14 protein-coding genes are annotated in these 13,252 nt (G+C 58.4%); 10 read left to right on the forward strand and 4 right to left on the reverse strand.

Going from position 1 to position 13,252, the window contains the following annotated elements; genetic code table 11:
• Window positions 1-11 precede the first annotated feature (11 nt).
• The 6 genes from B7L15_RS01200 to B7L15_RS01225 all read left to right on the forward strand — a co-directional run bounded on the left by B7L15_RS01200 (window position 12) and on the right by B7L15_RS01225 (window position 5,315).
• Window positions 12-1,028: a peptidylprolyl isomerase gene (locus B7L15_RS01200; protein ID WP_085917224.1), complete on the forward strand. Its 1,017-nt coding sequence runs from the start codon at window positions 12-14 to the stop codon at window positions 1,026-1,028.
• The gene (gene pdxA, locus B7L15_RS01205; protein ID WP_085917225.1) at window positions 1,028-2,083 is read left to right on the forward strand and encodes a 4-hydroxythreonine-4-phosphate dehydrogenase PdxA; all 1,056 of its coding nucleotides are present in this window, start codon (window positions 1,028-1,030) and stop codon (window positions 2,081-2,083) included. Before B7L15_RS01200 ends, pdxA begins: the two co-directional genes overlap by 1 nt.
• 71 nt (window positions 2,084-2,154) lie before the next feature.
• Window positions 2,155-2,970, forward strand: coding sequence for a 16S rRNA (adenine(1518)-N(6)/adenine(1519)-N(6))-dimethyltransferase RsmA (gene rsmA / locus B7L15_RS01210; RefSeq protein WP_085917226.1), 816 nt, complete (start codon window positions 2,155-2,157; stop codon window positions 2,968-2,970).
• Window positions 2,967-3,344, forward strand: coding sequence for a Co2+/Mg2+ efflux protein ApaG (apaG, locus tag B7L15_RS01215; protein ID WP_085917227.1), 378 nt, complete (start codon window positions 2,967-2,969; stop codon window positions 3,342-3,344). Before rsmA ends, apaG begins: the two co-directional genes overlap by 4 nt.
• Window positions 3,345-3,372: 28 nt before the next feature.
• Entirely contained in the window at window positions 3,373-4,197 is an 825-nt protein-coding gene (locus tag B7L15_RS01220; RefSeq protein ID WP_085917228.1) for a symmetrical bis(5'-nucleosyl)-tetraphosphatase, read from the forward strand.
• Complete coding sequence (locus tag B7L15_RS01225) at window positions 4,194-5,315, forward strand: polynucleotide adenylyltransferase (RefSeq protein WP_085917229.1); 1,122 nt, start codon at window positions 4,194-4,196, stop codon at window positions 5,313-5,315. The genes B7L15_RS01220 and B7L15_RS01225 overlap by 4 nt, the downstream gene beginning before the upstream one ends.
• 13 nt (window positions 5,316-5,328) lie before the next feature.
• On the opposite strand, the gene folK is transcribed toward B7L15_RS01225, so the two are convergent.
• Both folK and folB read right to left on the reverse strand, forming a co-directional pair.
• A complete protein-coding gene (gene folK, locus B7L15_RS01230; protein WP_085917230.1) occupies window positions 5,329-5,874 on the reverse strand; it encodes a 2-amino-4-hydroxy-6-hydroxymethyldihydropteridine diphosphokinase in 546 nt (181 codons plus the stop codon).
• Complete coding sequence (folB, locus tag B7L15_RS01235; RefSeq protein WP_085917231.1) at window positions 5,871-6,251, reverse strand: dihydroneopterin aldolase; 381 nt, start codon at window positions 6,249-6,251, stop codon at window positions 5,871-5,873. Before folB ends, folK begins: the two co-directional genes overlap by 4 nt.
• An 80-nt stretch (window positions 6,252-6,331) precedes the next feature.
• On the opposite strand from folB, the gene plsY reads away from it, so the two are divergent.
• Window positions 6,332-6,904, forward strand: coding sequence for a glycerol-3-phosphate 1-O-acyltransferase PlsY (plsY, locus tag B7L15_RS01240; RefSeq protein ID WP_085917289.1), 573 nt, complete (start codon window positions 6,332-6,334; stop codon window positions 6,902-6,904).
• A gap of 10 nt (window positions 6,905-6,914) precedes the next feature.
• Here plsY and tsaD read toward each other — a convergent pair whose 3' ends face one another.
• Window positions 6,915-7,964, reverse strand: a complete 1,050-nt coding sequence (tsaD, locus tag B7L15_RS01245; RefSeq protein ID WP_085917232.1) for a tRNA (adenosine(37)-N6)-threonylcarbamoyltransferase complex transferase subunit TsaD — start codon at window positions 7,962-7,964, stop codon at window positions 6,915-6,917.
• Between the two features lie 199 nt (window positions 7,965-8,163).
• Here tsaD and rpsU point away from each other — a divergent pair, with 199 nt between their 5' ends.
• From rpsU to rpoD, 3 genes are all read left to right on the forward strand, one after another.
• Window positions 8,164-8,379 carry a 30S ribosomal protein S21 gene (rpsU, locus tag B7L15_RS01250; RefSeq protein WP_008956349.1) on the forward strand — a complete coding sequence of 72 codons (216 nt, stop codon included), beginning with the start codon at window positions 8,164-8,166 and terminating at the stop codon, window positions 8,377-8,379.
• 191 nt (window positions 8,380-8,570) lie between these two features.
• The gene (dnaG, locus tag B7L15_RS01255) at window positions 8,571-10,427 is read left to right on the forward strand and encodes a DNA primase (RefSeq protein WP_085917233.1); all 1,857 of its coding nucleotides are present in this window, start codon (window positions 8,571-8,573) and stop codon (window positions 10,425-10,427) included.
• A 219-nt stretch (window positions 10,428-10,646) separates the two neighbouring features.
• A complete protein-coding gene (gene rpoD / locus B7L15_RS01260; RefSeq protein ID WP_085917234.1) occupies window positions 10,647-12,491 on the forward strand; it encodes an RNA polymerase sigma factor RpoD in 1,845 nt (614 codons plus the stop codon).
• 89 nt (window positions 12,492-12,580) lie between these two features.
• Here the strand turns inward: rpoD and B7L15_RS01265 are convergent, their stop codons facing one another.
• Window positions 12,581-13,231: a hypothetical protein gene (locus tag B7L15_RS01265; protein ID WP_085917235.1), complete on the reverse strand. Its 651-nt coding sequence runs from the start codon at window positions 13,229-13,231 to the stop codon at window positions 12,581-12,583.
• Between the last annotated feature and the right edge of the window lie 21 nt (window positions 13,232-13,252).

The following is a 13,252-nucleotide window of genomic DNA, read 5'->3' on the forward strand; positions in this document are numbered from 1 at the left end:
AGACTGACGTTATGAAATTGAGAAAGACCTTATTCGCCCGCGCCACCCTGCTTTCGCTGGGAGGTGCGCTGGCTCTTTGCATGGCGGCCGCTGTTTCACTGAGTGCTCAGGCCCAGACGTCGGCACCCACTGAGCGTCAACCGTTGGACAGCGTGGTCGCTGTGGTCAACGACGGCGTTATCATGCGCAGCGAACTGGATAACCGACTGGCGCAGGTCGAGAGGCAGGCGCAGTCCCGGGGGGAATCACTTCCCTCTCGCCAACAGCTGGAATCACAGGTGCTTGAACGCATGGTGGTTGAGGAAATTCAGTTGCAGATGGCCCGCGATGCCAACATCACCATCGATGATACCGAGCTGAACCGGCAAGTTCGCGCCATCGCCGAATCCAACAACATGAGCCTTGACGAGTTTGCCGATGCGGTGGAAGCCGATGGCATGACGCTGGCCAGTGTCCGTGAGGACGTGCGTAGAGAGATGTTGATACGTCGAGTTCAGCAGAGGCAAGTCGGTAGCCGGGTCAATGTCAGCGACAGCGAGGTTGACCGCTATTTGAGCCAGCAGATGGGACAGGTAGGCGAAGAAGCCGTTATTCAGGAGACCCGGGCTCGTCATGTGCTCATCGAGCTAACCCCCACCCGCGGTGAGAATCAGGCGCGGGCACAAGCCGAGGAAGTGCGCGAGCGGCTTGCGCAGGGCGAAGATTTCGCCACGGTGGCCCGTGAAATGAGCGATGACGATGGCAGTGCGCTTAATGGGGGTAACCTTGGCTGGTTGCGCCCTGGGCAGACAGTACCCGCGTTTGAAGAAGCCATGAGCGGGCTGTCGATTAACCAGATCTCTGAGCCTGTCCGCTCGCAGTTCGGCTATCACGTTATTGAGGTGCTGGATCGCCGCCAGCAAGATGTGACCCAGGAAGCCCAGCGTGAAGAAGTCCGCCAAGCCATCTTCCAGCGCCGCGCCAATCAGGAGTTGGAAACCTGGCAGCAGCAAATCCGTTCGCAAGCCTTCGTTGATATTCGTCTTTGATGAAAGCTCGTTGCCCAGCGCCATTGGCGATCACCACCGGTGAACCTGCCGGTATCGGGCCTGAATTGACGCTGATGTTGGCAGCCCAGGGGGCTTTGCCCGCCGGTAGTGTCGCGATAGGTGACCCGCAGATGCTACGGCAACGCGCCTCGGCCTTGTCGCTTGAGGTCGATATCTTTGAGGTGTCGCCGTCGCAAACGCTGCCAGCGCAGCGGTCGACAACGCTGCCGGTCTGGCCGGTTGAACTTGCCGAATCTGCGGTGCCCGGCGAGCTCAACACCGCGAATAGTCGCTACGTGCTTGAGACATTGGCGCTTGCCGTGACGGCTTGTCAGGCTGGGCAAGCGGCGGCGATGGTCACCGCGCCGTTGCATAAGGGCGTGATTATCGATGCAGGTTTCTCGGGGTTTACCGGACACACCGAGTGGCTACGCGACGCCTGCGGCGTTGACGAGGTGGTCATGATGTTAGCCACCGATCGAGCCCTGCACGCTCAAGCGCCTGGTTGGCAGGGCAGCGGTGACATGCGCGTGGCGCTCGCTACCACGCACTTACCGCTGCGTGAGGTGGCGGATGCCATTACCTTTGAGCGTATTGTGCGTATCAGTCGTTTGCTGGAAGCCGATCTGCGCCAGCAGTTTGGCTTGGCCGCGCCGCGAATAGCGGTATGTGGCTTGAATCCCCATGCCGGTGAAGGTGGTCACCTGGGGCGCGAGGAATTGGATATTATCATTCCGGCCCTTGATGCGCTGTGTCAGGAAGGCATGGCGATTACCGGCCCTTTCCCCGCCGATACGCTGTTTACGCCGCGCCATCTGGCTGGTGTCGATGCTGTCCTGGCCATGTATCATGATCAGGGGTTGGCGGTGCTTAAATATGCAGGCTTTGGGCAGGCCGCCAATATCACACTGGGCTTGCCCCTGGTGCGTACCTCTGTTGATCATGGCACGGCGTTAACGCTGGCAGGCAAGGGCATTGCCGATCCCGGTAGCCTGCAAGTGGCGCTATCGTTGGCGCGCCGCCTCGCCGACCAGCGCGCCGTCTCGTCGGGCTAGTACCGCGCGACGCAACAATCTAGTTATCCAGGCTTTTTGGCTAACGACCGACCCCCAAGGAATCGTGTTAGATGTCTCACGCGCCCCAGCAGCACCGCGCCCGCAAACGTTTTGGTCAGAACTTTCTCCGTGACCTGGGGATCATTTCGCGCATCGTGCGTGCCATTGGCCCGCGCGAAGGTGATCGACTGATTGAAATTGGCCCGGGTCAGGGCGCGCTCACCGAGCCGCTGATAGAGGCCGCCGGTGCGCTGGAGGTTATCGAGCTCGACCGTGACCTGATTCCAGGCCTGCGCGTACAGTTTTTCAACTATCCAGATTTTGTCATCCATGAAGGCGACGCGCTGAAATTCGATTTTGCCGCCCTCAAAGGCAATGGCCCCGGGCTACGCGTGGTGGGCAACCTGCCCTACAACATCTCGACGCCGTTGATTGTGCATTTGCTGACCATGGGCAGTGCCATTGCCGATATGCATTTCATGCTGCAAAAAGAGGTGGTGGAGCGGCTGGCGGCTGAGCCTGGCGGCCCTGACTGGGGGCGCTTATCGGTCATGGCTCAGTATTACTGTCAGGTCGAGCAGCTTTTTATTGTCCCGCCTGAGGCCTTTGTGCCACGTCCAAGTGTCGACTCAGCTATAGTCCGCCTCACCCCCCACGCGACGCTGCCCCATACGGCTGATGACCCCGAGTTGCTGTTTGAGCTGGTCAAGCTTGCCTTCGGCCAGCGGCGCAAAACCCTGCGCAATAACCTGAAAGGAAGGGTGGGTGCCGATTTATTGGAATCGCTTGGCATCGACCCGGTGCGCCGCCCGCAAACGCTGACGGTGGCTGAATTCGTGACGATTGCCAACCGTGTGGCAGCGAATGAAGGGGGTGTCACGCAATGAGCGGCTTGGCGATCGATGTCACGGTGACCCCCGAATACCGCGCTGAAGAGTCGAGCCAGGCAGAATCACGCTTCGTATTCAGTTATACCGTCAGCGTGCACAACGGCAGTCCACACAGTGTTCAACTGATGGCACGCTACTGGAAAATCACGCATGGCAGTGGCGAACACCAGGAAGTGCGCGGCAAGGGCGTGGTGGGGCAGCAACCGCTGATCGGCCCGGGCCAGCAGTTTCGTTATACAAGCCGTGCCATGTTGCAGACGCCCGTAGGGGTCATGGAAGGCGTCTACACTTTGCTGGATACCTCAACCCAGCGGGTCTTTGAAGTGTCGATTCCTACCTTTCGACTTGCGGTACCTTATCAACTGCACTAATGACTCATGACCTGAAAGGCCTTCAACAATGAGCACCTATGCGATTGGCGATCTGCACGGCTGTTATGGCGAATGGATGGCCTTGCTAGACACGCTCGGTTTCAACCCGGAGCAGGATACCCTTTGGCTGGTCGGCGACCTGGTCAACCGGGGGCCTGACTCTCTGGCCTGCCTGCGCGAAGCTGAAAGATTGGGCAGTCGCGTTCGCTGTGTACTGGGTAATCATGACTTTCACCTGCTGGTAGCCGCGCGCGGCGGCGGCAAGGTCAAGAAGAATGCCAGTCTGGAGGCCGTGTTGAATGCGCCTGACCGCGAGCGTTTGCTCGATTGGCTTCAGGGTCAGCCATTGGCGGTGAGTGAAGGGAGCCGGCTGATGACCCATGCAGGTCTGTTGCCCCAATGGGACCTTGCTCAGGTGACATCACTTTCTGATGAGGTGCAGGCTGCATTAGTCAGCGAGACCTCAGGGCGCTTTTTAAACCAGCTCTACGGTAACCACCCGGCTCGTTGGGACAACGCGCTTGACGGCATGGATCGTCTGCGTTGCATTGTCAATGTGCTCACCCGCATGCGCTTTATCAATGCAGAGGGATGCCTGGATTTCGAAGCCAATCAGGGGCTTGAAACGGCACCCGCAGGGTTTGCGCCGTGGTTCCAATTCCCCCGCGACGACGATCCTCAATTGCTGTTTGGTCACTGGGCGGCACTCGGTGGAGAAACGCCTGGTGCCCGTGTGCGAGTTGACGCCCTGGATACCGGCTGCGCCTGGGGCGGGAAGCTGACCGCTCTTGACCTGGAGACCGGCGCGCGTACCAGTGTGCCAAGCCATAAATTACAGGGCTCGCCGCGATGACGGGCGGCAGCGATCCGCGTATCGCCGGACTTGATGTTTACCGAGTGGGTGGGGCGGTGCGCGACAGGCTATTGGGCTGGCCGGTCTATGACAACGACTGGGTGGTCGTGGGCACTACGCCCGATGAGATGCTCAAGCGAGGGTTCAAGCCAGTGGGGCGCGACTTTCCGGTGTTTCTCCATCCTGAGAGCGCTGAAGAATACGCTCTGGCACGCACTGAGCGAAAAGCGGGGCACGGCTATGCAGGTTTTAAAGTGATCGCCAGCCCTGACGTCAGCCTTGAGGACGACTTGCTGCGTCGCGATCTGACCGTCAATGCGATCGCGGAAGCACCTGATGGTACGCTGATCGATCCTTTTGACGGCCAGCAGGACATTGAACAGCGACAGCTACGGCATGTCTCCCCAGCGTTTCGCGAAGATCCGCTGCGTGTGTTACGTACGGCGCGCTTTCTAGCACGCTATAGAACGCTGGGCTTTGCGATTGCGCCGGAGACGATGGCGTTGATGGGGGAGGTCAGCCGCAGCGGTGAGCTGGCCTATTTGGCCGCTGAGCGGGTATGGCTGGAAACCGAAAAAGCCTTGGCCGAAGCGCGGCCGGCGAGCTACTTCACCACACTTGACCAGTGTGGTGCGCTGACTACCTGGTGGCCTGAATTAACGCGGGGCAGCTTGGGTGATTGTCTCAACGCTATGTCGCTGGGGGTGAATGATGATGCGCTGGCCGGTGCCGAATGGCGCTATGCGTTGTTGGTTTCGCCGCTGGACGATGCCGCGCGCGAGTCGCTGGCCAGGCGTTTACGGTTGCCGAATGCGGTAGCGCAGCTAGCGCGGCATGCCGCCCTGAGTCGTCACCTGGTGGGAGGAACGCTGGATGCCGCAGCGGTGTCTCACTGGCTCGAGCGGCTCGATGCCTGGCGGAAGCCCTCTCAGGTATATACCCAGTTGACTCTGGTGGCGGCGTTGGCGCCGGAGCATGTTGACGCATTGAACGCTGCTTGGCAGGCCGCGCAACAGGTAAGTCCTCAGTCGTTGATGGCAGAAGGTTTCCAGGGAGCCGAACTGGGCGCTGCGCTAAAAGAGCGCCGTCACATGGCGATCGACAAGACGCTCAATTGACGTGTGGCCGGGCTTAGCGGGCCAGCGCCTGACGCAGTGGTGTGTCGGCCTGGGAAATCCATGTGCCTTGCCATTCGAAATCAATTGCCCATAAGCGCTGAGCGCCCAGTTCAAAGGCTGCCCAGAGCGTTGCATAAGGGGTGCGACAGTGGGGATGGCAGTGTGTGGGCAGGAGTTCGGCCAAGGGCTGCAAGACAAAGGCATTGTAGTTGATTTCGGCGCGGGGAAGCGTGATCCCGTCAACGATGCCGCAGGCGTCACCCACCGTCAGCAGGTCGATATCAAGCGCGCGGGGGCTGTATTTTGCCGTGTCGGGCGTTCGGCCATGGTTGGCCTCCAGTTGTTTGGCCCAGGCCTGTAGCTCACCGGGTGTCCAGTCGCTATGAAACGCCACCACCAGGTTGAAAAAATTGCGCCGATCACTGAAGCCAACGGGTTCGCTCTCGAACACCCGGGATACCTCAAGCGAACCGAAGGTGTCGGCCAGCGCATCAAGGCATAAGCGAATGTGTCTGGCGGGCTCGATATTGCTGCCCAGGCTCACGGTCACTAAGCTCATTGGGTGGTTGCTCCGGTTTCGTCGGGGAGCGTGCCGCGGGTGATTTCCAGGCCGACACTGCGTGCATTGGGGATGGCGCCGGGTTTGTGGACGATAAGTCGCAGCCAACTGATCGGGAAATCATTGCGCAGGCAGGCGGCCAGGCGCTCGGCGAAGGTTTCCACCAGAGCAAACTGATGAGTATCAGCAAACTGTTGAATACGCTGGCAAATGGCAGCGTAATCCAGCGTGAGCCGAAGGTCATCGGTGGCCGCCGCCGAGCGAATATCGGTCGCCAGCGTTAAATCCAGACGCAGTGACTGATGAATGGTGCGCTCCCATTCGTAGACGCCAATAATGGTATCTACCTCAAGCGCTTCGATGAAAATGCGGTCCATGAGCCTTCCCCAACACAACGAGCGAGCGATTGTACGTGAGCAGAGCGCTCAGCAACAGTAGCCAACGCGAGCACAATGGCATGATATGGATACTAGTGGGATATGCGAGCGGTAGCTGGCTGGCGGCACTTAGCGTCTGCCGCTGGGCAGGGGTGCCTGACCCCCGGCAGCACGGCTCGCACAACCCAGGCTTTTCCAACGTGCTGCGCCTGTACGGCGCCCGTCTGGCGGCAGCCACGCTGCTGCTCGATGCGCTGAAAGGCATGCCGGCGGTGCTCGCCGCCAAGCTGCTGGGCTTTCCCGTCTGGCTTCAGGGGATGGTGGGGTTGGCCGTCTTGCTGGGCCACAGCTACCCGTTATGGCATGGGTTTCGCGGTGGCAAGGCAGTCGCCAGTGCGTTCGGCGTGCTACTGGTATTGGTGCCCGCTGTGGCGCTAATCAGTGCCCTGGTCTGGGCCCTGCTTGCCTGGCGGCTGAAAACAGCCGCGCTGGCATCGCTTTGGAGCGCTATGCTGGCGCCGCTGGTATGCAGCTGGCTGGCACCATCTTATGTGCTGGTGGTTGGCGGGTTCAGCTTGCTGGTGCTGACCCGTCATGCGTTGAATATTCGTCGGCTGAAGCGCGGTGAGGAGCCGCCATTTGGAGGCTCCTGAGAGGCGGCGGCTAAGGCGTGGTCGGTGCCGCCAGGTCGGCGAGCGGCCAGCGCGGTGTGGCCTGCATGATGCCGCTTGCGTCCTGCTCGCCGGCGACGAGTCGCTGGGCACCCACATAGGCGATCATGGCACCGTTATCAGTACAAAAACGTCCGCGCGGATAGTAGGCCTTTGCCTGGCGTTTTTCACAGGCCTGGGCGAGCCGTTCGCGGAGACGATGATTGGCGCTTACACCGCCCGCCACGACCAGCCGCTTAAGGCCGGTTTGATCCAGCGCCCGACGGCACTTGATGACCAGGGTGTCGACAACTGCTTCTTCAAAGGCGCGGGCAACGTCAGCCCGGGCCTGGTCGTCCAGCTTGTCTGCCGTTTCCAGCTGGCGAATAGCGGTGAGGGTGTGGGTCTTCAGCCCGGAAAAGCTGAAGTCCAGTCCCGGGCGGTCGGTCATTGGGCGGGGAAAGCGAAAACGCTCAGGGTTCCCTTGTTCGGCCAGCGCCGCCACGTGGGGGCCGCCCGGGTAGGCCAGCCCGAGCATTTTGGCGGCTTTGTCGAAGGCTTCGCCAGCGGCATCGTCCACCGACTCGCCGAGAAGCTGGTAGTGGCCTAGCCCCTGCACGTTTACCAGTTGGGTGTGGCCGCCGGACACCAGCAGCGCCACAAACGGGAAGTCGGGGGCGTCGTCCTCGAGCATGGGAGCCAGTAAGTGGCCTTCCATGTGATGCACACCAAGCACGGGAATGCCCAGTCCGCGGGCCATGCCATGGGCGGTGCTGGCGCCCACCATTAACGCGCCTACCAGTCCAGGTCCAGCGGTATAGGCGATACCATCAAGGTCGTGGCGCTCGAGCCCGGCGTCGGCAAGAACTTGCTCAATAAGTGGTAGCAGTTTGCGGGTATGGTCGCGTGAGGCCAGTTCTGGCACAACGCCACCGTAATCGGTGTGCATGGCAATTTGGCTGTAAAGCGCATCGGCGAGCAGACCTTGGCCGCCGGTCAGCGACGTATCGTAAATGGCGACGCCTGTTTCATCGCAGGACGTTTCAATGCCCAGTACGCGCATAGGACAACAACTCTGTGAAAAAGTAGGTGGCCTATTCTAGCATTCCTAATGGCGAGTGGGTGTTAGCATTTGCAAAGCGTGCCCAGCAGGATTAGAATATTGTGCGCTGTAAAACTGAGTCGTGCACTGTGCTCGCATACATGCGTAACGGTGTGCGTACTATCCGAACTCAAGACTCCTTAAGGTAGGTGAGTGCTTAATGCCTTCTGTAAAAGTACGTGATAACGAGCCGTTTGACGTCGCCCTGCGTCGCTTCAAGCGTTCTTGCGAAAAAGCCGGCGTTCTCTCTGAAGTACGTCGTCGCGAGCACTATGAGAAGCCGACTGCTGAGCGCAAGCGCAAAGCGGCTGCGGCCGTAAAACGTCACGCCAAGAAAGTTCAGCGTGAACAAAAGCGTTTCGAACGGCTCTATTGATCCGTACCGAAACACGCTATGTCACGCATGGTGTGTTTCTAGAGGGATGCCGAGCGGCCGCCATCTAGGTGGCCGCTTGTTTTGCGTTTATCCAAGCGTGTCTAAGGTGATCAGGCATCGTCCCTCATGACGATAGTGTCTGATGACATTAGGTTCGCGAATCAGCGCCCCGCGCGAGGATGCCTGCATCCATGGCTGGCCAAATTCCACAGCGTTTTATCGACGATCTTCTCGGCCGCGTTGATGTGGTGGAAGTGGTTGGTGAGCGTGTACAGCTAAAAAAAGCAGGTCGCAACTACTCGGGCCTATGTCCTTTCCATCAAGAAAAAACCCCTTCGTTTACGGTGAGCGCTGACAAGCAGTTCTATCACTGCTTTGGCTGTGGGGCGCACGGCAATGCGCTGCGTTTTTTGATGGAATACGACAAGTTGCCGTTTCCCGAGGCGGTGGAGCAGTTGGCCGGGCGCTTGGGGGTTGAAGTGCCTCGAGAGGGGGCTGACGATCCGCGCGCCCAGCAACGCGAAAAAAAGCGTAAAGAAGGCGTTAATCTGCTTGAGCTTGCCGCCAGCTTTTACCGCGAGCGGCTGAAAATGCAGGAAGGGCAGGACGCCAAGCAGTATTTGCACGAACGTGGTCTTTCCAGTGATGTCATCAGTGACTACGGCATTGGCTATGCACCAGGGGGCTGGGAAGCGCTCAAGCAACACCTGAGCGAGCGGGGTATCAGTGAGTCGGTGCAGATTGAATATGGTCTGTTGATTCACCGTGAAGACACAGGGCGTACTTACGACCGCTTTCGTGACCGGGTAATGTTCCCGATCCGTGATCTGCGCGGTCGTACAATCGCTTTCGGTGGTCGGGTAATGGGTGACGGTCAGCCCAAGTACCTTAACTCTCCGGAAACGCCTGTGTTTCATAAAGGGCGGGAGCTCTATGGCCTTTATGAAGCCCGCCAAGCCTCCAGCAGGCTTGAGCAACTGGTGATGGTCGAGGGCTACATGGACGTTGTCGCCCTGGCGCAATATGGCATTCATAATGCCGTGGCCACTCTTGGTACGGCCACCACGGAAGATCACCTGAGTCGCCTCTTCCGTCTCGTCGGGCGCGTGGTGTTTTGCTTTGACGGCGACCGGGCTGGCCGCGAGGCGGCAAGTCGGGCACTCGAAACCGCGCTGCCGATGATGATCGACGGCCGAGAGGCGCGGTTCTTGTTTCTGCCGGAAGGCGATGACCCGGATACGCTGGTGCGCCGCGAAGGAACCGAGGCTTTCCAGGACCGTGTCACCTGTGCGATGCCGCTGTCTGAGTTTCTCTTTGAGCAGGCAGCCCAGGACCGTGACCTGAATACCGTGGAAGGGCGCGAGCGGTTTGCCAGTCGGGTGCTTGAGGCATTGAAAAAAGTGCCGGATGGCATGCTCAAATCATTGATGCTCGAGGCGCTTGCCAAGCGTAGTGGTTTGACTCAGGAGCAGTTGAAAGAGTTGCTGGAAAAGCGTGTCGAGGCGGCAGCGCGCCAGCAACAGACTCGCGGGGAGGCAGTTGAATCCTCCAGTGCTGAGAGTTCCAGGCCGCAGAGCGCTCCAGCGCGTCCGACAGTTCGGGAGCAAGCGCTGTCGCCGGTTGGGCGTATTGTGCAGCTCCTGCTTCACGAGCCCGGCCTGGTGACGAGCCTGCCAGAGAATGATGCATGGTTGCCGGATAGTGACGGGCCGGAAGGCAGTGATGTGCGTCTATGCCGAGAGTTGCTGGCGCTCTTGCGGGCTGGGCGTTATCGCAGTCCTCAGGTGGTTTTGGCGCATTTTCAAGGCAGTGTAGAGGGCTCGCGGCTGGCTGAATTCGCAAAGCGTGAACTGCTGATTCCCCGGTCGACGCGGGAAACAGAGCTAACGGGATTGGTGGAACATCTTAAACATTTGCAGCGCCAACAATCGCCGCGAGAGGAATATGAAGCATTGCTGGCGCAAGAGCGTCATGGACAAAAGCTCGATAAAACACAGCGCCAGCGTCTGGCAAGCTTGGTAATGGAGCTGTCTCAGCGACCACATTGACGCTACTTGCAAAGAGGCGGGTTGAATTATCACTGTACCGCCTCCAAATCAATTGCCACGGGTTAAAAAGTGGCTAACTAATCAACCTAACACACCTGAATGACAGCGCAAATACACAAACTGGAAAAACTCAAGCCAATCACGCTATAATGTTAGGCTTGTTAGGTTTTATGTCAGCGCTTCAGGTGCTTCATTCTTCTTCGTCGAGATAGGGTTTCTATGGCTGGAAATGCACAGCAGCAGTCGCGTCTGAAGGAGTTGATCGCGCGCGGCAAGGAACAGGGTTACCTGACCTATGCCGAGGTCAACGACCATCTACCCGAGGATATCGCCGACCCGGATCAAGTGGAAGACATCATTGGCATGATCAACGACATGGGTATTAGTGTCGTTGAAGAAGCGCCAGATGAAGACACTTTGATGATGTCGGATCACTCCACGGACGAGTCCGCTGCGGAAGAGGCCGTTGCGGCCCTTGCCGCCGTGGAAAGCGACGTCGGTCGCACCACCGACCCTGTCCGCATGTACATGCGTGAGATGGGCACGGTTGAACTCTTGACCCGTGAAGGCGAGATCGAAATCGCCAAGCGGATTGAAGAGGGGACACGCGAAGTCATGTCGGCGCTGGCCTATTTGCCTGGTGCCGTGGCCTCTATTCTGGACGCCTACGACGCGACCCAGGACGAAGAGGCTCCCGGTCGGTTATCCGACCTCTTCTCTGGGTTTATCGACCCGGATGAAGGTATCCCTGGCGTGGCGGAAGCAGAAGTGCCCGAGCCAGAGCCCGTGACAGAAGTTGATGAAGACGTCGAAGGCGACGACGAAGATGATGACTCCACCGCGAGCGAAGGCGGCCCGGATCCCGAAGAGGCGCGTGCGCGCTTCGAGCAGATTCGTGAGCAGAACGCAGCGGTAGAAGCGGCTTTTGCCCAATACGGTCGTGGTAGTGCCGAGCTGAAAACGGAGCAGGCGCGTCTGGCGGTGCTGTTCTCCCCGATCAAGCTGGTGCCCAAGCATTTCGAGCGGTTGGTGGGGCAGGTACGCATTAGCATTGAGCAGGTGCGTGCTCAGGAAAAAGCTATCATGCAGATGTGCGTGAAGAAAGCCAAGGTGCCGCGCAAAACCTTTATCAAGTCGTTTCCGGGGAGTGAGTCAAACCCGAAATGGCTGGATGCGTTTCAGTCCGAGCAGCCCAAGTACGCTGATCGTCTGGAGCCACTGCGCGCCGATATTGCCCGCTCTCAGCGCAAGATTGCCTTTGAAGAGGACATGGTGCAGCTGAAAGTGTCTGACCTGAAAGAGGTCAACCGCAAGCTGTCGATTGGTGAAGCGAAAGCCCGCCGTGCCAAGAAAGAGATGGTGGAAGCCAACTTGCGCCTGGTGATCTCGATTGCCAAGAAGTATACCAATCGCGGTTTGCAGTTCCTGGATCTGATTCAGGAAGGCAATATTGGCCTGATGAAAGCGGTCGACAAATTCGAATATCGCCGTGGCTACAAGTTTTCGACCTATGCCACCTGGTGGATTCGCCAAGCGATTACCCGGTCGATTGCCGATCAGGCTCGTACTATCCGTATTCCGGTGCACATGATCGAAACGATCAACAAGCTCAACCGCGTATCGCGTCAGATGCTGCAGGAAATGGGCCGCGAGCCGACCCCGGAAGAGCTGGGTGAGCGCTTGGAAATGCCGGAGGATAAAGTCCGCAAGGTGCTCAAGATTGCCAAAGAGCCCATCTCCATGGAGACGCCTATTGGCGATGACGACGACTCGCATCTGGGTGACTTTATCGAAGACGGCACCATGTTGCTGCCAATCGATTTGGCAACCGGCGAAGGTTTGGTCGAAGCCACGCGTAATGTGTTGGGCGGCTTGACGGCGCGTGAAGCCAAAGTGCTGCGCATGCGGTTTGGTATCGATATGAACACCGACCATACCCTTGAAGAGGTGGGCAAGCAGTTCGATGTGACCCGTGAGCGAATTCGCCAGATTGAAGCCAAGGCGCTTCGCAAGCTGCGTCACCCGAGTCGTTCTGAGCCACTGCGCTCGTTCCTCGACGAATAACAAGGCGTTTCATACCGCATCAAAAAGCCCGCCGTTCATCGAACGGCGGGCTTTTTTCATGGTGATTTCGTATGGCGAGTGCGGTGGCTCTATAGCGACGACAACTTGCGCGCTTGATAAACGCGGCGAGCAAGCAATAACAACTCCAAAGTAGCGATAAGAATCAAGCTGTAACCGAGCAGCTCAACCACTTCTTCAGCGACGCTCTTGAAAGTTCCTGAGTAGCTATCTTCAAGAATCGCTTTCCAGAATTCCTGTCGCCCATATAACCGCGAGAAAATGTAGGTGGTAAGTACACCGGCCGTGAACAAGCCAAAGGCGAAGGTATTGCTGTAATGGGCGAATTCCTCTAGAAAACATTGACGCTGTTTAACCACCCAAGCGAGGGTCGGGAGGATGATCAGTGCAACAAGCACTTTCCAGGTATTGTCAGCAACATAAGTATCCAAAAAGTGATCTTGTTCGCGCACCAGAGAAGCGGCCACGAACCCAAGAAGCAGCAATGTAACGGTGGGCCACACCTTCAGTACCTGCCGAATGTAGATCAGCATCGCGCAGCATGTAGCCAACACCAATGTCTGCGTAAATTCGGTAAAACCAAGTTCTGAAAAGCGGATATCGGGAAGATACAGCGCTTCTAAGTAGGCACCTTGAGCGATAGCGCCAATAAATAATACGTACAGCACGGCACGTAGAAAGAGGGTTTGAAAGCCGATTGGCCAGGAAGAGGGAGGCGACATACCAACGTCCTTTGTGGGTAA

This window comes from Halomonas sp. CSM-2, from assembly GCF_002119345.1.
GTDB classification, from domain to species: Bacteria; Pseudomonadota; Gammaproteobacteria; order Pseudomonadales; family Halomonadaceae; genus Vreelandella; species Vreelandella janggokensis.